This window comes from Vibrio variabilis (genome assembly GCF_003263785.1).
Lineage (GTDB): Bacteria > Pseudomonadota > Gammaproteobacteria > Enterobacterales > Vibrionaceae > Vibrio > Vibrio variabilis.
In genome coordinates, this window is record NZ_JYJK01000044.1 from 1 (window position 1) to 19372 (window position 19372).

Annotated in this window: 15 protein-coding genes and 6 pseudogenes; 12 read left to right on the forward strand and 9 right to left on the reverse strand. The window is 47.5% G+C overall.

Annotation, left to right across the window (positions count from 1 at the left end; genetic code table 11):
* Window positions 1-138: 138 nt before the first annotated feature.
* From leuB to TZ48_RS05220, 4 genes and pseudogenes are all read left to right on the forward strand, one after another.
* Complete coding sequence (leuB, locus tag TZ48_RS05205) at window positions 139-1227, forward strand: 3-isopropylmalate dehydrogenase (RefSeq protein ID WP_112459557.1); 1089 nt, start codon at window positions 139-141, stop codon at window positions 1225-1227.
* Between the two features lie 61 nt (window positions 1228-1288).
* Window positions 1289-2688, forward strand: a pseudogene (leuC, locus tag TZ48_RS05210) (3-isopropylmalate dehydratase large subunit).
* A 13-nt stretch (window positions 2689-2701) separates the two neighbouring features.
* The gene (gene leuD, locus TZ48_RS05215; protein ID WP_042473468.1) at window positions 2702-3304 is read left to right on the forward strand and encodes a 3-isopropylmalate dehydratase small subunit; all 603 of its coding nucleotides are present in this window, start codon (window positions 2702-2704) and stop codon (window positions 3302-3304) included.
* Between the two features lie 149 nt (window positions 3305-3453).
* A pseudogene (locus TZ48_RS05220) lies at window positions 3454-4238 on the forward strand (DUF547 domain-containing protein).
* Between the two features lie 12 nt (window positions 4239-4250).
* Here TZ48_RS05220 and djlA read toward each other — a convergent pair.
* Window positions 4251-5105 carry a co-chaperone DjlA gene (djlA, locus tag TZ48_RS05225; protein ID WP_112478492.1) on the reverse strand — a complete coding sequence of 285 codons (855 nt, stop codon included), beginning with the start codon at window positions 5103-5105 and terminating at the stop codon, window positions 4251-4253.
* Between the two features lie 159 nt (window positions 5106-5264).
* On the opposite strand from djlA, the gene lptD reads away from it, so the two are divergent.
* The 6 genes and pseudogenes from lptD to apaH all read left to right on the forward strand — a co-directional run bounded on the left by lptD (window position 5265) and on the right by apaH (window position 12039).
* Window positions 5265-7586 carry an LPS assembly protein LptD gene (lptD, locus tag TZ48_RS05230; RefSeq protein ID WP_112478493.1) on the forward strand — a complete coding sequence of 774 codons (2322 nt, stop codon included), beginning with the start codon at window positions 5265-5267 and terminating at the stop codon, window positions 7584-7586.
* An 88-nt stretch (window positions 7587-7674) separates the two neighbouring features.
* Window positions 7675-8972, forward strand: a pseudogene (surA, locus tag TZ48_RS05235) (peptidylprolyl isomerase SurA).
* Window positions 8959-9948, forward strand: a complete 990-nt coding sequence (gene pdxA, locus TZ48_RS05240) for a 4-hydroxythreonine-4-phosphate dehydrogenase PdxA (RefSeq protein WP_112478494.1) — start codon at window positions 8959-8961, stop codon at window positions 9946-9948. The pseudogene surA and the gene pdxA overlap by 14 nt, the downstream one beginning before the upstream one ends.
* Window positions 9945-10752 (forward strand): annotated as a pseudogene (gene rsmA, locus TZ48_RS05245) (16S rRNA (adenine(1518)-N(6)/adenine(1519)-N(6))-dimethyltransferase RsmA). The gene pdxA and the pseudogene rsmA overlap by 4 nt, the downstream one beginning before the upstream one ends.
* Before the next feature lie 95 nt (window positions 10753-10847).
* Window positions 10848-11228, forward strand: coding sequence for a Co2+/Mg2+ efflux protein ApaG (gene apaG / locus TZ48_RS05250; protein ID WP_112478495.1), 381 nt, complete (start codon window positions 10848-10850; stop codon window positions 11226-11228).
* 8 nt (window positions 11229-11236) lie between these two features.
* Window positions 11237-12039: pseudogene (gene apaH / locus TZ48_RS05255) on the forward strand (bis(5'-nucleosyl)-tetraphosphatase (symmetrical) ApaH).
* A 46-nt stretch (window positions 12040-12085) separates the two neighbouring features.
* Here apaH and folA read toward each other — a convergent pair.
* From folA to rplU, 6 genes and pseudogenes are all read right to left on the reverse strand, one after another.
* Window positions 12086-12564 (reverse strand): annotated as a pseudogene (gene folA, locus TZ48_RS05260) (type 3 dihydrofolate reductase).
* Between the two features lie 16 nt (window positions 12565-12580).
* A complete protein-coding gene (locus TZ48_RS05265) occupies window positions 12581-13048 on the reverse strand; it encodes a threonine/serine exporter family protein (RefSeq protein WP_162674503.1) in 468 nt (155 codons plus the stop codon).
* Complete coding sequence (locus TZ48_RS05270) at window positions 13048-13815, reverse strand: threonine/serine exporter family protein (RefSeq protein WP_112478497.1); 768 nt, start codon at window positions 13813-13815, stop codon at window positions 13048-13050. The genes TZ48_RS05265 and TZ48_RS05270 overlap by 1 nt, the downstream gene beginning before the upstream one ends.
* A gap of 145 nt (window positions 13816-13960) precedes the next feature.
* A complete protein-coding gene (cgtA, locus tag TZ48_RS05275; protein WP_112478498.1) occupies window positions 13961-15130 on the reverse strand; it encodes an Obg family GTPase CgtA in 1170 nt (389 codons plus the stop codon).
* 266 nt (window positions 15131-15396) lie between these two features.
* A complete protein-coding gene (gene rpmA, locus TZ48_RS05280; protein ID WP_004409945.1) occupies window positions 15397-15654 on the reverse strand; it encodes a 50S ribosomal protein L27 in 258 nt (85 codons plus the stop codon).
* A gap of 20 nt (window positions 15655-15674) precedes the next feature.
* Window positions 15675-15986: a 50S ribosomal protein L21 gene (gene rplU / locus TZ48_RS05285; RefSeq protein ID WP_006074830.1), complete on the reverse strand. Its 312-nt coding sequence runs from the start codon at window positions 15984-15986 to the stop codon at window positions 15675-15677.
* Between the two features lie 272 nt (window positions 15987-16258).
* Between rplU and ispB the strand changes: the two genes are divergently transcribed.
* Complete coding sequence (gene ispB, locus TZ48_RS05295; RefSeq protein WP_112478499.1) at window positions 16259-17230, forward strand: octaprenyl diphosphate synthase; 972 nt, start codon at window positions 16259-16261, stop codon at window positions 17228-17230.
* A 57-nt stretch (window positions 17231-17287) separates the two neighbouring features.
* Here ispB and TZ48_RS05300 read toward each other — a convergent pair whose 3' ends face one another.
* On the reverse strand, window positions 17288-17479 hold the full coding sequence (locus TZ48_RS05300; RefSeq protein ID WP_112478500.1) for a hypothetical protein: 192 nt from the start codon (window positions 17477-17479) through the stop codon (window positions 17288-17290).
* A gap of 119 nt (window positions 17480-17598) precedes the next feature.
* A complete protein-coding gene (mdh, locus tag TZ48_RS05305) occupies window positions 17599-18534 on the reverse strand; it encodes a malate dehydrogenase (protein ID WP_112478501.1) in 936 nt (311 codons plus the stop codon).
* Between the two features lie 338 nt (window positions 18535-18872).
* Between mdh and argR the strand changes: the two genes are divergently transcribed.
* A complete protein-coding gene (argR, locus tag TZ48_RS05310; protein ID WP_042473435.1) occupies window positions 18873-19343 on the forward strand; it encodes a transcriptional regulator ArgR in 471 nt (156 codons plus the stop codon).
* Window positions 19344-19372 lie beyond the last annotated feature (29 nt).

Here is a 19372-nt window from a genome sequence, read left to right on the forward strand (position 1 = left end):
CTTGGTTCTTGGTTCTTGGTTCTTGGTTCTTGGTTCTTGGTTCTTGGTTCTTGGTTCTAGAAAGAAAATTCGTTGGCTCGTGAGAAACGAGTCAACATAAAAATATAAGCAAATACAACATTTAAGGAAATTAGCCCCATGGCAGGTACTTACAAGATTGCGGTTCTACCGGGTGACGGTATTGGTCCAGAAGTAATGGCTCAGGCTCATAAAGTGCTTGATGCAATTTCAGAGAAACACAACATTACCCTAGAACGTGAAGAGTTCGATGTAGGTGGCATTGCTATTGATAACCACGGCTGCCCGCTTCCAGAAAGCACAGTAAAAGGCTGTGAAGAGTCAAATGCGATTTTGTTCGGTTCAGTTGGCGGCCCTAAGTGGGAACACCTTCCACCGAACGATCAACCTGAACGTGGTGCGCTACTTCCACTTCGTAAACACTTCCAACTGTTCTGTAACCTGCGCCCTGCTCAGATTCACGCGGGTCTAGAGGACTTCTCTCCGCTGCGTGCGGATATCTCAGCAAAAGGCTTCGATATCGTGGTTGTTCGTGAGCTCACTGGCGGCATCTACTTCGGTCAACCAAAAGGTCGTGAAGGTGAAGGCCCAACAGAGAAAGCGTTTGATACTGAGGTTTACCACCGCTACGAGATCGAGCGTATCGCTAAGATCGCGTTTGAATCTGCGCGTCTTCGTAACAAGAACGTTTACTCAATTGACAAAGCGAACGTTCTACAAAGCTCTATTCTATGGCGCGAAGTTGTGGAAGAAGTGGCGAAGGACTATCCAGATGTAACGCTTAACCACATGTACATTGATAACGCGACAATGCAGCTGATTAAAGACCCTGCACAGTTCGACATCATGCTTTGCTCAAACATCTTCGGCGATATCATCTCTGATGAATGTGCGATGATCACAGGCTCTATGGGCATGTTGCCATCAGCAAGCCTAAACGAAAGTCAGTTTGGTCTTTACGAACCAGCAGGCGGCAGTGCACCAGATATCGCAGGCAAGAACATCGCTAACCCGGTTGCTCAAATCCTTTCGGCTGCGCTAATGCTACGTTACAGCCTAGGTGAAGAAGCGGCAGCGCAAGATATTGAAGCGGCGGTGAGTAAAGCCCTAGCAGCGGGTGAGCTTACTGCCGATCTAGCCGGTGACAAGCCAGCACTGAGCACCTCTGAGATGGGTGACAAGATCGCAGCGTACGTACTGAATTCATAATTAAAACACTGCCCTAGCCGACGGCCGTTCAACTCGGCTAGGGGAAGCAAGGAATTAAGCAATGTCTAAAACTCTATACGAAAAAGTCTACGACGCTCATATCGCCGTCGAAGCAGAGGGTGAAAACCCAATCCTTTATATCGATCGTCACTTGGTTCACGAAGTGACTTCACCACAGGCTTTCGATGGCCTGCGTGAAAAAGGTCGTAAAGTGCGTCAAGTAGGCAAAACATTTGCCACGATGGACCACAACGTGTCAACGACGACCAAAGACATCAACGCCTCTGGTGAGATGGCGCGTATTCAAATGGAAACGCTATCGAAAAACTGTGAAGAGTTTGGCGTGACGCTTTACGACATCAACCACAAATACCAAGGCATTGTGCACGTTATGGGGCCTGAGCTGGGCATTACGCTGCCAGCAATGACAATCGTATGTGGTGACTCTCATACCGCGACTCACGGCGCATTTGGCTCACTCGCTTTCGGTATTGGTACTTCAGAGGTTGAGCACGTTCTAGCAACGCAAACTCTTAAGCAGTCTCGCGCCAAAACCATGAAAATCGAAGTGCAGGGTAAGGTGGCACCTGGCGTGACGGCAAAAGACATCGTTCTCGCGATCATCGGCGAAACAACAGCCGCTGGCGGTACTGGATACGTTGTTGAGTTCTGTGGTGAAGCCATCACTGATCTTTCAATGGAAGGCCGTATGACGGTATGTAACATGGCGATCGAGTTAGGCGCGAAAGCGGGTCTTATCGCTCCAGATGAGACCACGTTTGAGTACCTAAAAGGCCGTAAATTCGCCCCTAAAGGTGCTGAATGGGATGCGGCGGTTGAGTACTGGAAAACATTCAAAACCGATGCTGACGCAACCTTCGATGCGGTCGTCACACTAAACGGTGCCGACATCAAACCTCAAGTCACTTGGGGTACTAACCCAGGTCAAGTTATCGCGGTTGATCAACCAATTCCAGCACCAGAAAGCTTCGCTGATCCAGTAGAGAAAGCATCTGCAGAAAAAGCGCTGGCTTACATGGGCCTAGAGGCAGGTAAATCGTTAAAAGATTACAAGGTAGACAAGGTGTTTGTTGGCTCTTGTACTAACTCTCGTATCGAAGACATGCGTGCAGCGGCAGAAATTGCCAAAGGTCGTCAAGTTGCTTCTCACGTTCAGGCGCTTATCGTACCTGGCTCTGAGCAAGTTAAAGCTCAAGCTGAAGCGGAAGGTCTAGACGCTATCTTCAAGGATGCAGCTTCGAATGGCGCCTACCGGGTTGCTCTATGTGTCTTGCGATGAACAATGACCGTTTAGGTCCACAAGAGCGCTGTGCATCGACCAGTAACCGTAACTTCGAAGGTCGCCAAGGCCGTGATGGTCGTACGCACCTAGTAAGCCCTGCGATGGCGGCAGCAGCCGCTATTGCTGGACATTTCGTTGATATTAGAGAGCTAGACTAAGAAGGAACATACCATGTCAGGATTTAAACAACACACCGGCTTAGTCGTCCCGCTTGATGCAGCCAACGTCGATACCGATGCGATTATTCCAAAGCAGTTTCTGCAAAAGGTAACACGCACGGGTTTTGGTCAGCACCTATTTCACGACTGGCGCTTCCTAGATGATGCGGGCAAACAAGATAATCCAGAATTTGTCATGAACGCGCCTCGTTACCAAGGTGCCAGCATTCTGCTTGCTCGCGAAAACTTCGGTTGTGGTTCATCTCGTGAGCACGCTCCTTGGGCACTCGCTGACTACGGCATCCAAGTTATGATTGCACCAAGTTTCGCAGACATCTTCTACGGTAACTCCATCAATAACCAAATGGTTCCGGTTCGCCTAACAGAACAAGAAGTTGATGAGCTATTTAGCTATGTTGAAGCGAATGAAGGTGCTGAGATCACCGTTGATCTAGAAGCGATGAAAGTGACGGCCAACGGTCAATCTTATAGCTTTGAAATCGATGAGTTCCGCCGTCACTGCCTACTAAACGGTCTAGATAACATCGGCCTGACACTTCAACACGAAGAGAAGATTGCAGCTTATGAAGCAAAAATCCCAAGCTTCTTAAAATAATCCGTTAGCGATTTAGTTGAACTATCCCATCCCAGCTCTACTTTCTTAGTAAGGCTGGGATTTTTTTATCTAGATTTTCACTACACTGAAAGAACTCGGCCAAGAGTCGGGTCTGTTGGATTAATCACTTAACGGAATGGATATTCGCTATGCTACGTGTTCTCTCTTTAATTTTTCTCATGTTTGCCACCAGTGCCTTCGCCGCGCCAAAATCTGAGCTTTGGCCATACTGGGATAAAAGTGACGACAGCAACACGCAAAGTGTCTCTCATCAAGCCTGGCAGAGCTTTCTCGACCGCTACTTGGTCACCGAGGGCGAGAACACTCTAGTGCGCTATGTCCGCGTTTCTCCCAACGACAAGCAAGCACTCAAAACCTACATTAGCGATCTGGCTCGAATCGACCCAAGGCAGCTTAGTCGCGCTGAGCAGTATGCCTACTGGGTGAACCTCTACAACGCCATCACCGTTGATTTGATCCTAGATGAGTACCCCGTGAAATCCATCACTAAGCTTGGAGGCTTATTTAGCTTTGGTCCATGGGGGATGAGGTGATTACCATTACCGGGCAAGCGCTCACATTGAACGATATTGAGCATCGCATACTGCGCCCGATTTGGAATGATCCAAGAACGCATTATGCGGTCAACTGTGCCAGCCTTGGCTGCCCAAATTTGCAAACTCAGGCATTTACCGCTGACAACACGGAAGCGCTGTTAGAGAGTGCTGCCAATGCATTCGTGAACTCATCGAAAGGCGCGAGCGTGTCAGGAAACACCATCACTCTGTCGTCGATTTATGAGTGGTTTGAGGCAGACTTTGTGCAAGACGGTGGCGCATTGAAGCATATGTCAAAGTATCGCCCTGAACTTGCCAAATTCGATGGCAAGATCAAGTACGATTACGATTACGATTGGGACTTAAATCAGAAGTAGCGCTTGGCAGCGCTACTTGAACCCTTTCACTTTTTTAATCAAGTCGTAAGCATTTTGAATCTCTTGCGACTTCTCTTTTGCCACATTCATCATCTCTGGTGGCAGGCCTTTCGCCATCAGTTTATCTGGGTGATGTTCATTCATGAGTTTTCTGTAGGCACGTTTAACGGCTTTTGAATCAGCATCCTCAGAGATACCAAGCACGTCATAGGCATCAGAAAGCTGGGAGGCACCACTCGCCTGTTGCCAATTACCCCCACCTTGTTGCCCACCTTGGTAGTGACCGCCACCAAAGTTGCCTCCACCTTGCTGGAAGCGAAACGCCGCTTCTTGCATACGCAGACGTTGCTCAAGCTGTTGAGCTGAGAAGCCAAGTCCCTGAGCAATGCGGTGCAAGACCTCACGCTCAGTTGGGTGAACACTACCATCAGCGAATGCAGCTGAAATTTGAAGCTCTAAGAAAAACTGCAATAAGTCATGGCGACCACCAGAGGAAATACGTACTTTATCGAGTACGCGGTCAAGCGGAAAATCCGCTGATTTACCCTCACGGAACGCTTCCTGTGCTGCGCGCTTTTGCTCATTGTTGAGGTTCATGCGATCCATCATGATGGTCGCAAGCTGGATCTCTTCTGGTGTCACCTGCCCCTTGGCTTTGGCAACGTGCCCCATCACCGCATAAGCGGCATTTAAAAACTCTTCTTGGCGCTGCGCTTGGTCTGCACCACCAAATCCGCCACGAGCAAATCCGGACTGGTTGAGTCGGCGCGCTTTGTCAAACTGGTGCCCCAAAAACAAGCCAAACAGTGCCCCTAGCGGTCCGCCAAACAACATGCCGAAAAATACGCCTAAAATTTTACCTATCATGTGATGTATGTGCTCTTTATTTATGAATTTTTGCGCTGATTCGCAGTCTACTAGTGTCGTTGAGGTCAATTTCCTTTATGATAGAGACCGTCTTATAAACGATTCAATATCAATCGAATTCAACTGAATGAATCAAGTTAAACAGGATAGTACAACTCGATGTCACGTTTTTCCCGCACTTATCTAGCGGCCTCTATTGGTGCTGCGCTGCTAGCGTCCTACGCACATGCCGAAGAAACATCGAAAAACAGTGGACAATCCATGCCACCAGCAGAGCAATGCTCTGTTGATACTGCACAAAGTTCAGACTCCAATCAAGAGCCAATCAATATTGAAGCTGACTCTCTGGAGGCCATCAATGGCGAACGTGCAACATACAAAGGCGACGTGGTGGTTGTTCAAGGCAATAAAACCATTACCGCTGACAGCGTGACACTCCATCAAGACGACAATGTTGTGGTCGCTGAAGGCAATGTCACCATTGACGATGGCCAGTTTAATGCCGTATCTGACAAAATCACGAACGATTTAAACAAAGATGTCATTACAGCTGAAAACACTCAGTACAAAATGTTGTGTGGAGGTGGACGCGGCGATGCCGTGTACATTTCAAAAACAGGTAAGTCACTCTACCAAATCAACGATGGCTCAATCACCACTTGTCCAGAAGATGACAATTCGTGGCGCTTTCTAGCCGATGACATTCGAGTCGATCAAGACAGTGAGGTAGCCACCCTTTACGGGAGTCGTGTGGAAGTAAAAGATGTCCCTATCTTCTACATGCCTTATATGACGATGCCTACCAGCAACAAGCGAAAAACCGGAGTCCTGTTTCCATCGCTATCACTAGGCTCAAAAAACGGACTAGAGTTACAAATCCCGGTTTACTGGAACCTAGCCCCTAATTACGACTTGCTCACTACATTCCACTACATGCAAACACGTGGCTTGCAATTAAAAGGGGATTTTCGCTACCTAACCTCAACCAGTCGTGGTGAGCTCAAGGGCGAATACCTTGCTGACGACCAAAAATACCCTGAAAAGGATCAGCGCTGGGCATTTCAGTACAAAAATAACAGTAATTTTGGCCAGCACTGGAAACTGGATGTCGATTACTCTCAGGTAAGCGATAACGACTACTTCCAAGATCTCGATTCCAGTATCGGTAGCCGCTCAGAAGGTCAACTTTCGCAGAAAGGGACTGTTGCCTATCGCGAGCAGTTCTGGGATGCAGCGATCACGGTTCAAGACTTCCAAATTCTGGTTGATGACACTAAGCCTTACCGCTTAATGCCACAATTTGAGTTTAACTACTACCGCCCCGAAATTTATCAAAACCTGAACTTTGATTTGGTCAGCAGTGTCTCTCGCTTTGAAACCGATGATGAGAAAAAGCCTTCGGCTACTCGTGTTCACGTAGAGCCTGGCATCACTCTGCCTCTTTCAAATACCTGGGGTACATGGACAACAGAAGCTCGTTACCTGTTAACGCAATATAATCAAGAGCTCGACAACGTAAATGCGGTTGATGTTGGGCCGTTAGAAGAAAAAGTCACTCGTGCATTACCAGAATTTCGCACTCACGCCGGCATGGTTTTCGAGCGCGATACTGCGTTTATCGATGGTTACACACAAACATTGGAGCCGCAGGTTCAATACTTGTACGTGCCAGAGGTCGATCAAAGCAATATCTTTAACTACGACACCACCTTATTGCAAACCGACTACTACGGCCTGTTCCGTAGCCGCCGCTTCAGTGGCGTGGACAAGATCGCAGCAGCTAACCAAATTAGTTATGGTGCGACATCCCGTTTTTACGACGGTGGACAAAAAGAGCGCTTAGCCATCTCATTTGGTCAGATTTACTACCTGGATCCAGCAAGCAAAAATCCAAATAACGTCTCCGATAATGAGTCTTCAAACTACTCATCATGGGCTATTGAAACCGATTTTAACTACAACGATCGCGTGTTCTACCATGGCGGGATTCAGTACGATATTGATTCATCTTCGGTGTCACTCGCCAATAGTGCCGTTGAATACCGAGTCGAAGACGACTTCATTCAGGCTAACTATCGCTACGTGACCAAAGAGTATATCGAAAGCATCAACAGCTATAGCAACGATGAACTGTCTAAATTAACGCGTAACGGTATAAACCAAGTCGGCCTATTAGGTGGTTATCAAATTAACCGCAACTGGATCGCAACGGGTCAGTATTACTATGACATGACCGAGCGTGTCTCCATTGAATGGCTAGCCAAATTAGAGTATCAGTCGGATTGCTGGTATTTTGGGGTCGACTACAGCCGTCAGCTTCGTAGCTGGGAATCTGGTATTGTCGGTATTGGTGGTGCTAACTTCGAAGACAACATTCGATTTAGCTTTGGTATCACAGGTCTTGGTGGCAGCTCTCGTGCCCCTGAGCCACCAAATGGTAACGCGCTGAAATACGGCAGACCGTTTATACTTAACCAATAATCGCCAAGCCGTCACACGATGGCATTATGCAAGGAACTTAATTCACTTCACAGACTCATAGTCTGTGAAGTTTTCACTGGGAATATCGATGAAATTTATTAGTACACTCTTTTCAACTTGCCTATTGGCGGCCTTGTCGTTTCAAGCAGTAGCGGAGCCCGTTGAGCTTGATCGTGTTCGAGTCATTGTTAACGATGGCGTGATTTTGCAAAGCGATATCGACTCAGCAACCAAAACCCTCACAGCCAACGCACGTAAGAACAACCAAGAGTTGCCTTCAGACGATATCTTGCTAGAGCAGATATTAGACAAACTGATCTTAGAAAAACTGCAGCTTCAAGAAGCAGAGCGTATCGGTGTTCGTATCGACGATAACCGCTTAGCGCAAACACTTGGCGATATCGCAGCGAACAACGAGCAAACTCAAGAGCAGCTTCGCCAAACGGTCGCTGAAGAAGGCTTATCGTGGGAAGCCTTTCGCGAACAAATTCGTGATGAAATCGCTGCCAGTGAAGCACGTAATGCCATGGTAAGACAGCGCATCAACATTCTTCCTGCTGAGGTCGATAACCTGTCTGAACTGCTCGCAAAAGAAAGTGACGCAACAGTGACGTACAAGATCCGCCACATTCAACTGCGCTTTAACGACGGTGAAGACAAGAGTGTTCAAGAGAAACAAGCGGAAACTATCATTGAGCGTCTGAACGGCGGCGAAGACTTCGCGACCATGGCTTATACCTTCTCTAAAGGCCCAAAAGCACTGGAGGGCGGTGACTGGGGTTGGATGCGTAAAGAAGAAATGCCAACCATCTTTGCTGACCAGATCAATATGCAAACCAAAGGAACCATCATAGGTCCATTCCGTAGCGGCGTTGGTTTTCACATCCTAAAAATCGAAGATGTCAAAGGCCTAGAAACCGTCTCTGTGACTGAAGTCAATGCCCGCCATATTTTGATCAAGCCAACGGTCATTCTTAGTGATGAGGCGTGAAACGCCAGCTCAACGACATTATCCAAAAGGTTCAATCTGGCGAAGCGAGCTTTGCAGAAATGGCTGAACAGTACAGCCAAGATCCTGGTTCTGCGGTACAAGGTGGTGAACTCGGCTATCAAACGCCTGAGCTTTACGTACCTGAGTTCAAACACCAAGTAGAAACGTTACCAGTTAAACAGATCAGTGAGCCATTTAAAACCGTTCACGGCTGGCACATTGTCGAAGTACTGGATCGCCGCGATGTCGACAAAACAGGTTCTGCAATGCAAAACCGTGCATACCGCATCCTATTTAACCGCAAGTTTAATGAAGAAGCATCAGCGTGGATCCAAGAGCTTCGTGCGAGTGCTTTTGTAGAAATGGTTGAGGACGATGAGAATGCAACCAATTAAACGCATTATTGTTACCGCCGGTGAACCGGCGGGCATTGGCCCCGATTTAGCGGTGGCTTTGTCGCAAAAAGCGTGGCCCCATCAAGTGGTCATCTGCGCCGATAAGTCACTGATTGCGGATCGAGCTAAGCAGCTGGGTATCGATGTCGAACTGGTTGACTTCGATGAGCAGAACTTTGATTCCCAACAGCAGGGGCGTCTGGTCATTCTCCATGAACCGCTATCAGTTCCTGCAAAAGCTGGCGTTCTGGATGAGAGAAACGGTCAGTACGTACTAAATACCCTAGAAAAAGCCGCAAAAGGCTGTATGAATGGTCAATTTGATGCTATTGTCACCGGCCCTGTGCACAAAGGGGTGATCAATCGCGCTGGCGTTAGCTTCAGTGGCCATACAGAGTTCTTTGCAGAGGTATCCAATACACCACTTGTGGTGATGATGCTGGCAACGGAAGGGTTAAGAACGGCACTGGTTACAACGCATCTTCCTTTGACGGAAGTGCCAAACGCTATCACCGAAGATCGCGTAACGCGCATCATCGACATACTGCATCATGACTTGGTCACCAAGTTTGGCATCAAGACGCCAAACATCTATGTCTGCGGCCTCAACCCTCATGCGGGTGAAGATGGCTGCCTTGGTATGGAAGAGATTGAAACCATCACTCCTACCCTAGAAAAACTTCGCACAGAGAAAAATTATCAGCTTGTTGGCCCATTACCCGCCGACACGATATTTAATGACAAATACTTACGCGAAGCGGATGCTGTCTTAGGCATGTATCACGATCAAGTGCTCCCTGTATTGAAATACAAAGGCTTTGGTCGTTCAGTAAACATTACACTTGGTCTACCTTTTATAAGGACATCGGTTGATCATGGCACCGCGATTGATCTTGCTGGCACAGGCCAAGCAGACTTTGGCAGCTTTGAGACAGCGCTGGCGTACGCAATAGACTTAGTAGAGAGCAGACAATGAGAAATGATGTCCACTTAGGGCACAAGGCCAGAAAACGCTTTGGTCAGAACTTCCTGAACGATCCGTACATCATCGATGGCATCGTATCTTCAATTAATCCAAAGCCAGGCCAAAACCTGGTTGAGATCGGTCCTGGTCTTGGCGCAATTACTGAGCCAGTGGGCAAAGAAGTCGACAAATTCACGGTTATCGAGCTTGACCGTGACCTGGCAGAGCGTCTACGCAACCATCCAGATCTTGCTGACAAGCTAACCATCCACGAAGGCGACGCGATGCGTTTTGACTTCACCCAACTGGTGAAACCAAACAACAAACTGCGTATTTTCGGTAACCTGCCATATAACATCTCTACGCCTTTGATGTTCCACTTGTTTGAATTTCATAAAGACATTCAAGACATGCACTTTATGCTTCAAAAAGAGGTGGTTAATCGCCTAGCAGCGGGACCTGGTAGCAAAGCTTATGGTCGTCTGACGGTGATGGCGCAGTACTACTGTAAAGTGGTACCCGTACTTGAAGTACCACCGACCGCATTCGTGCCGCCGCCGAAAAGTAGACTCTGCGGTTGTGCGTCTCGTTCCATACGAAGAACTGCCTTACCCAGCGACTAGCCTCAAATGGCTTGATCGTGTATGCCGTGAAGGCTTCAACCAACGTCGTAAAACCGTACGTAACTGCTACAAAGCACTTATGTCTGCAGAGACCTTGGAAGAGCTTGGTGTAAACCCATCAATGCGACCAGAGAACCTGACGCTGCAACAGTTTGTTGATATGGCGAACTGGCTCGATGCCAACCACGGGTAATCGAACTCAATAACAGAAAAAACGCTCACTAGCTTGCTATTGAGCGTTTTTTTTGTCATATCTGAATATGCACTTCAAGCAGTTAGGAGATTGACATGGAGTCGACCACGCCATGCGTTAAATGCCAAGTACATACTAAATACGTTGAAGAACAATCCGATCCAGACAACAACCGCTATGTGTTTGCCTACATCATTACCATCAAGAATTTGAGTCAAGAAACGGTTCAACTGATCAGCCGGCGCTGGCTGATTACCGATGCCAATGGCAAGCAATTGACCGTAGAGGGCGACGGAGTCGTGGGTCAGCAGCCAGTGATAGAGAGAAATGACGAGTACACCTACACCAGTGGTACTGCGATCGAAACACCACTTGGTGTAATGCAAGGGCACTACATCATGCTAGATGCTAACGGCAAACAGTTTACCGCCGAAATTGAACCATTCCGCTTAGCCATTCCCAACATACTGAATTAAGGAACACCGTGGCCAACTACATTGTCGGAGACATCCAAGCTGTCTCGATGAACTGCAGCTTTTGTTAGCTAGCGTTAGCTTCAACCCGCAACAAGATACTGTTTGGTTCGCTGGCGATCTCGTCGCTAGAGGCCCCAAGTCGTTAGAAACACTTAGGTATGTCAAATCGCTAGGAGATGCGGCCAAGGTTTGTTTGGGTAACCATGACTTACACCTTCTTGCAGTGTCTTTAGGCATTCACAAAGCAAAACCAAAGGACAAAACGCTACCCATTCTCGAAGCAAGCGACAGAGACGAGTTACTTAACTGGCTAAGACAACAACCACTATTGCTTGAACATGATGAGTTTGTCGTTTGTCATGCGGGGATTTCGCCACAATGGACACTGAAACAAGCGAAGAAATGCGCAAAAAAGGTGGCAAACAAATTACGCGGAGACGATTGGCAGTCGCTGATTAAAAACATGTATAGCAATGAGCCAGACGCTTGGTCTTCTGAACTCAAAGGGATTGAGCGACTTCGCTATACCATCAATGCTTACACCCGAATGCGATTTTGTTTTCCTGATGGGCGCTTAGACATGAGTTGCAAGCTTCCCCCTTCAGAAGTCAATCCGAGTGAGTATGTCCCTTGGTTTGCCCTACCTTCACGTGAACCACTAAGTAAGACCGTGATATTTGGTCACTGGGCTGCGCTGGGTGGTTATGTCAGCGAAGAGGTAATAGGGCTTGATACTGGCTGTGTTTGGGGCGGGGAACTGACGATGATCCGCTGGGAAGACAAAGCGCTATTCAGTCAACCAGCATTGTAAAAGACAACAAAGCTCGCCAGTCTCTTAACTGGCGAGCAGTAAAAATTTAACGCTCTAACACCACAAACTCCATGTTGTAGGCGTTTTTTTCATCCGCACTGTAGTGCTCGCTGTGGCTTTGCTGCCAACCTTCTCCCCAGTCAGGAAATTGGGTATCACCATCAAGCTTGGCGTCAATGTAGGTCAGGTAGAGTTTATTGGCCATCGGAAGACAGTGACTATAGAAGCTGCCGCCACCAATGATCATCGCTTCTTCGGCATCGCGAACCAACTCCAAAGCCTGCTCAAGCGAAGTCACCGTATCGACACCATCGATAGACAATTCACTGTTGCGACTTACAACAATATTGCGACGCCCTGGCAGCGGACGACCAATAGATTCGTAGTCTTACGACCCATAATCACAGGCTTCCCCATAGTACAGCGCTTGAACCACGCAAAATCAGCCGGTAAATGCCAAGGCATTTGGTTGTCCTTGCCGATGATTCGATTGTCTGCCATAGCGGCTATCATGCTGATGATCATAATTGTTTGTTCCTAATTAGACGATTGGGCGACGGCGGTAGAATAGCAGCCCTGGCATCGCAAGACCAACTGCGAGGCCGGCGATAATGAACATCGCCTTCAAAAAGTTCTCAAGAAGCATCGCCAATAGCTCTGGGGTATAGCCTAAGTGATTGATCTCGACCATCGCAATCATGGCTTTAAACGCAAACACGCCGGGCACCATAGGGATCAAAGCAGCGACGGTGAAGACTTTCGGATGCGCCAAGAATTTATGCGACCAATGCACACCAATCATTCCCACTAAAGTCGCAGCAAAAAAGGTCGCCCATTCAATCGGTACCCCGTAATGCATCATTAGAAAGCGTGAGCCATGACCGATCGCACCGCCGATAGCGCAATAAGCCAAGGCATTTTGCGGTACATTGAATACCAAAGCAAAACCCACCGCAGGTATCGCGGCAAAAAACATATCATTAAGCAGGGCGAGTAGTAGTTCCATCATCACTGTACCCACCCTAAAACGTTGGTAATGCTCATCGCACCGACGATGCCTAAACAGGTTGCGAGCGTCAGCAAACTTGCCATTACAAAGCGGGCAATTCCCATATTAACGTAGCCTTTCAGCATATCGGCCACCGAGTTAATTAGCGGAAAACCGGGCACTAGCATCAATACCGAAGAAGCCATCACCAATTGAGGTTGGTCACCGATTCCATAGATCACCGCCTGCGCTGAGATGAGTGTCGTCACAAAGGCAGTGATCGCGAAGTTGAGTAGCGGGTTGAAGTGACGATGACCAAACTCTTGACGAACGATCATGCCCAAGCTCGATGCCAAGAACGTCATCGCAAACACCGCCCAATCGCCTCCTGCCAATCGGCTAAAGGCCGCACAAGAAAGGCCTATCATCACCACCACTAACCAGCGGTTGTAGCGCTCAGGACTGATTTGATTAAGCTTTTTTTGTGCCAGTTGATAGTCGAGAATGCCTTTCTCCATCATAATGCAGATGCGCTGAATCTGCGTAACCACCCGCATGTTCAAGCCTCGATCTGGGCTTCTACGTGCAGTGGTAACACAATGTTCGTTATATACTGTCGTGACGACTAGAGAGCTAGCGGAAAGCGACACTTCAACTTCATCCATGCCTGCCGCTTTTCCAATTCGATGTGTTATGTGACCAACCAGAGTACTTTCAGCGCCATGCGCCAACAGCATTTGGCCAGCTTGAGCAATCAATCGAGAGACCGCTCTTTGATTAGGTGCCATGTGTCCTTCCATGTAAAAAGTCATACCAAAGCAAGAATGCAAAACGTTTAAGCGCGTTAGTTTGCCTCAGATTCACTATTAGAGAAATGATTTAGGTACAAAAAAACCGCAATAACAATTGCGGTTTTTGATTCTAGATGCGGATTTAGTCACGAACGTAGACAACGTGGCCGTCATCTTCTTCATCATCCCAATCATCCCAGTCATCGTCTTCGGTAATCACGTCTTTACCTGACATAGCATCTTTGTGGTAGTCATCCCACATGAAGTCGACTTTCTCTTCTTCAGAGATCTCTTCTTCAGCACGTGGTAGTGTTTCCATAAAGTCTGCCAACTTGTAGCAAAGCTCTTTAGTGCCGTGCTTGTTGACTGCCGAGATCTTAAAGTATTCATCTTCCCAGCCCAGCGCATCAAGGATCTCTTGGATCACTTCATTCGCTTGCTCTTCTGGCATCAGATCAACTTTGTTGAACACCAACCAACGCGGCTTATCAGCCAGTTTTTCACTGTATTGCTCGAGCTCATCGATGATGGTCAATGCGTTTTCGATTGGGTTAGATTGGTCGATAGGCATAATATCGATCATGTGAAGCAGCACGCGACAGCGCTCTAGGTGCTTCAAGAAACGAATACCAAGGCCAGCACCATCCGCAGCACCTTCAATTAGCCCCGGAATATCAGCGACTACAAAGCTCTTTTCAGGGACCACACTCACAACACCAAGACTTGGGATCAAGGTCGTAAATGGGTAATCGGCTACCTTAGGTTTGGCCGCAGATACCGCGCGAATGAAGGTTGATTTACCTGCGTTTGGCAAACCAAGCATACCCACGTCTGCAAGCAGAAGTAGCTCAAGGCGCAGTTCACGAACCTCACCTTTGGTACCGAGCGTCTTTTGACGAGGTGCACGGTTAACCGATGATTTAAAACGCGTGTTACCAAGACCGTGCCAACCGCCTTTGGCAACCATGACCTTTTTGCCATGCTCAGCCACTTCCGCCACGATTTCATTGGTGTGAATGTCAACCGCGCGAGTACCAACTGGCACCTTCATGACTTTGTCTTTGCCACGCTTACCAGTACAGTTACCACCACGGCCATTTTCACCACGTTCCGCTTCATAGAAACGCTGGAAACGGTAGTCGATTAGTGTATTTAGGTTTTCATCTGCCTCGATATAGATATCGCCGCCGTCGCCGCCGTCGCCACCATCAGGACCACCTTTCGCTACAAATTTCTCACGCCAAAAGCTAACAACACCGTTACCGCCGTCGCCCGCTTGGACTTTTACTACCGCTTCATCAACGAACTTCATCTCTTACTCCGACTACTTCTTCGCTTACCCACCAAAAGGCTCAAGCGTCATCACGACGCGCCTTATGGCTTCATTCGATTATCACTACATATTAGCAGATGACAGAGACGACTCCCCACTAAGCTAGACCTTACTTTGCAAAGACTAAACCTAGAGATTCGTCTCTATCGACTGCCTTCATTTCAATACAAATAAAAAACCCCGCCGACTCGGCAGGGCTTTTGAATTCAGCTTGAAAGCATTGTGTAATTTAGCGAGACGCTTAATTACTCAGCTTCGATGCTAACGAATTTACGGTTCTTAGGACCTTTAACTTCGAATTTCACTTTACCTTCAGTAAGAGCGAAAAGAGTATGGTCTTTACCGATACCAACGTTAGTACCAGCGTGGAACTTAGTACCACGTTGACGTACGATGATGTTACCTGCAAGAACAGACTCACCACCGAAACGCTTAACACCTAGACGTTTGCTTTCTGAATCGCGGCCGTTACGAGTAGAACCACCAGCTTTTTTGTGTGCCATTGTTAAACTCTCCTAATCGATTAAGCGTTGATGCCAGTGATTTTCACTTCCGTGAACCACTGACGGTGACCTTGTTGCTTACGAGAGTGCTTACGACGACGGAACTTAACGATTTTAACTTTATCGCCACGACCGTGTTGTACTACTTCAGCAACAACCTTGCCGCCCTCTACTAGAGGAGCGCCAACTTGAATGTCTTCACCGTTAGCAACAAGAAGAACTTTATCAAATTCAACAGTTGCACCAGTTTCAACGTCTAATTTCTCTAAACGAAGAGTTTGACCTTCGCTTACACGGTGTTGTTTACCACCAGATTGGAAAACAGCGTACATATTTTACTCCGCTTTTTCCGCACAGCCTTTTGATTGTTATTTCAACAAATAGGGTGTGCGCTAAACTAATCATCAATAGGGCGCAGATTCTACGCGAATGATTACCCTATGACAAGCCATATTTTGAAAAAATTGGCGAAACACTAATCGCCAATCGAAAGTGCCGCAATAATGCCCTTTCACCATGTATTAATCAACGTTTTTTAGTGTATTATTCACAGATTATAACCAACGATTAAGCCTTACAGGCTCTAAGCTCAACCGGGTACGTAATGGATTTTAAAGCTATCCAAGCACTGACTGCCGACGATATGGCAAAAGTGAATGAAACAATACAAGCACAATTAAACTCTGAAGTTAGCCTTATCAATCAGCTTGGTTTTTACATCGTGAGCAGCGGTGGTAAGCGATTAAGACCGCTTCTTGCTATCCTATCCGCCAAAGCGTTGGGGTATCAGGGCAATGCTCACACCACAGCTGCTGCCTTTATAGAATTTATCCACACCGCCACTCTATTACACGACGATGTGGTTGATGAGTCCGACATGCGACGCGGTAAAGCGACCGCAAACGCGGCATTTGGTAATGCGGCAAGTGTATTGGTGGGTGACTACATCTATACACGCTCGTTCCAAATGATGACAGCACTCGGTTCGCTACGCATCCTAGAACTCATGAGTGATGCGGTGAATGTGATTGCGGAAGGCGAAGTTCAACAGCTGATGAACTGCAACGACCCTGATACGAGTGAAGATAGCTACATGCAGGTTATCTATTCTAAAACCGCACGTCTGTTTGAAGCGGCAACGCAAGTTGGCGCGATACTCAATGATGCCAAACCAGAAGTAGAACTTGCCCTACAAAACTACGGCAAGTACTTAGGTACCGCGTTCCAGCTAATCGATGATGTGATGGACTACACCTCGACGGGTGAAGACATGGGTAAGAATGTGGGTGACGATCTTGCAGAAGGCAAACCGACGCTACCACTTATCCACGCAATGCAGCACGGTGAAGCACACGAGAGCGAAATGATTCGCGAAGCGATTGAGAAAGGCAACGGCCTGGACAAAATCGACGCCATCATGGCGACAATGGAGCGTGTAGGCTCACTAAAATACACCGAAGACATCGCCTTTAAAGAAGCAGATAAAGCGATTGACGCGCTTTCTGTGGTTCCTGATAGTGAGTATAAAGAGGCGTTGGTCGCTCTTGCCTATATGGCCGTTAAACGTAGCGCATAAAAAAGAGGCAGCGGCTCGAGTTGCTACCCCTTTTGGTTAACTCTCAATAGATGTGAGTCAGTAATATTGCTCACATCCGTTGTGAAGTTGCTGGTCTTCTTGGATCTCGTCTGCATCGAGCGCCCACTGGATATCGCTCCCTAAAGGCTCAACCAAGACCGAATTGGATACTTTGTCGACTACCAACACCTGTCCCACGCCGTGTTGGGACTCAACCCACATCCCTTTGCGAACTTTATCAATTTCCATGGTCCATCCCCCATCTTGTGCCTCATTTTTTACGAGCACTTTAAGGGATAGATCAAAAAACCCAGTCTAGTAAAGACTGGGTTTGAATATAAAGAAGCTAAATGAGCAGGGCTTGGCGATTATTTCGCAAACTCAACACCAATCTCGATGTCTTTGTTCAGCGTTTCAAGCATGCCATCTAAAGCGGCTTTCTCGTAATCACTTAGCTCACCGTAGCTAAGGATCGCTTCTGCGCCATCTTTACCTAGCTTCACTGGCTGTGCGAAGAAAGGAGCATGTTCGCCGTCACCTTCAACGTACGCGCATTCGATAACGCTCTCTTCACCTTGTAGGCCTTTCACTAACGCTAGACCAAATCGGCACGCCGCTTGACCCATTGATAGCGTCGCAGAGCCACCACCCGCTTTCGCTTCAACAACTTCAGTACCAGCGTTTTGAATACGCTTAGTCAATGCTTCGACTTCTTCAGCTGTAAACTCAACACCTTCTACTTGAGAAAGAAGAGGAAGAATTGTTACACCAGAGTGGCCACCGATAACCGGTACACGCACATCGCCTGGATCTTTTGCTTTTAGATCAGCAACGAAGGTTTCTGAGCGAATGACATCCAGTGTTGTGACACCGAACAGCTTACGTTTGTCGTAAACACCGGCTTTCTTCAACACTTCTGCTGCGATTGGCACAGTCGTGTTCACTGGGTTTGTGATGATACCAATACACGCTGTCGGGCAAACTACCGCGATTTTTTCTGCCAACGATTTCACGATACCAGCGTTAACATTGAACAGATCAGAGCGATCCATACCAGGTTTACGTGCAACACCCGCAGAGATAAGCACCACATCGGCACCTTCAAGCGCTGGTGTTGGGTCTTCACCAGCATAACCTTTAATGGAAACTGGCGTCGGGATGTGGCTAAGGTCAGCCGCTACACCAGGTGTAACAGGGGCAATATCATAAAGGGCTAAATCAGAACCTGCAGGAAGGCGGTTCTTAAGTAGTAGAGCTAGGGCTTGACCGATGCCACCCGCGGCACCAATAACAGCTACTTTCATGGTAGTTCTCCTTGAGATTGGTATCTCTTATTAATAGTCTTGTAGGGTAATTTTTCATCAGCTAGTAAAAAGCTATAGCATTCACTAATCGATTACAATCAATTAACCCCAGCTTTGCGAGGTCACGCAACTCGCTAATAACGTGCCACTAAACTAGCACGTAAACCCCCTCGTTAAAACCCACCTTTTACCTTGTTAATTATGAGGTTATGGTGCTTTTTTGTGACATAGGTTTAAGTGATATTGTCGGCAGAAACCATGGATAAGTTGGTTAAGATACGGGTTCTGTGCCACAATACGGCGATCACTGCGAGTAGAACGAAGAATAAGAGGCGTATATGCGCAATAATGACAAACAAGATAATCTGGTTCGCGCGTTTAAAGCGCTGTTAAAAGAAGAGCGGTTTGGCTCTCAAGGTGAGATTGTCGACGCGTTAAAACACGAAGGGTTTGAAAATATTAACCAATCAAAAGTGTCGCGTATGTTGACTAAGTTTGGCGCAGTGAGAACCCGCAACGCCAAAATGGAAATGGTGTACTGCTTACCTGCGGAACTTGGCGTGCCAACTGTATCGAGTTCTCTGCGTGAGCTGGTACTCGATATTGACCATAACAATGCGCTAGTCGTCATTCATACTGGTCCTGGTGCAGCACAACTTATCGCTCGATTGCTGGACTCACTCGGCAAGGCCGAAGGTATCTTGGGCGTTGTCGCAGGCGATGACACTATCTTTATTACCCCAACGCTGACCGTCTCTACGAAACAGCTGTTTGATTCTGTCTGTGATCTGTTCGAATACGCTGGCTAAGTTTTAAACGTTAACATTCAGAACATTCT

What these genes read in the sequence shown, in the direction of transcription:
- djlA (WP_112478492.1), bottom strand. Translation starts at nt 5,105, where the DNA reads ATGATAGGTAAAATTTTAGGCGTATTTTTCGGCATGTTGTTTGGCGGA.
- leuB (WP_112459557.1), top strand. Translation starts at nt 139, where the DNA reads ATGGCAGGTACTTACAAGATTGCGGTTCTACCGGGTGACGGTATTGGT.
- mdh (WP_112478501.1), bottom strand. Translation starts at nt 18,534, where the DNA reads ATGAAAGTAGCTGTTATTGGTGCCGCGGGTGGCATCGGTCAAGCCCTA.
- rpmA (WP_004409945.1), bottom strand. Translation starts at nt 15,654, where the DNA reads ATGGCACACAAAAAAGCTGGTGGTTCTACTCGTAACGGCCGCGATTCA.
- argR (WP_042473435.1), top strand. Translation starts at nt 18,873, where the DNA reads ATGCGCAATAATGACAAACAAGATAATCTGGTTCGCGCGTTTAAAGCG.
- apaG (WP_112478495.1), top strand. Translation starts at nt 10,848, where the DNA reads ATGGAGTCGACCACGCCATGCGTTAAATGCCAAGTACATACTAAATAC.
- pdxA (WP_112478494.1), top strand. Translation starts at nt 8,959, where the DNA reads ATGCAACCAATTAAACGCATTATTGTTACCGCCGGTGAACCGGCGGGC.
- leuD (WP_042473468.1), top strand. Translation starts at nt 2,702, where the DNA reads ATGTCAGGATTTAAACAACACACCGGCTTAGTCGTCCCGCTTGATGCA.
- TZ48_RS05265 (WP_162674503.1), bottom strand. Translation starts at nt 13,048, where the DNA reads ATGATGGAACTACTACTCGCCCTGCTTAATGATATGTTTTTTGCCGCG.
- rplU (WP_006074830.1), bottom strand. Translation starts at nt 15,986, where the DNA reads ATGTACGCTGTTTTCCAATCTGGTGGTAAACAACACCGTGTAAGCGAA.
- TZ48_RS05300 (WP_112478500.1), bottom strand. Translation starts at nt 17,479, where the DNA reads ATGGAAATTGATAAAGTTCGCAAAGGGATGTGGGTTGAGTCCCAACAC.
- cgtA (WP_112478498.1), bottom strand. Translation starts at nt 15,130, where the DNA reads ATGAAGTTCGTTGATGAAGCGGTAGTAAAAGTCCAAGCGGGCGACGGC.
- lptD (WP_112478493.1), top strand. Translation starts at nt 5,265, where the DNA reads ATGTCACGTTTTTCCCGCACTTATCTAGCGGCCTCTATTGGTGCTGCG.
- ispB (WP_112478499.1), top strand. Translation starts at nt 16,259, where the DNA reads ATGGATTTTAAAGCTATCCAAGCACTGACTGCCGACGATATGGCAAAA.
- TZ48_RS05270 (WP_112478497.1), bottom strand. Translation starts at nt 13,815, where the DNA reads ATGGCACCTAATCAAAGAGCGGTCTCTCGATTGATTGCTCAAGCTGGC.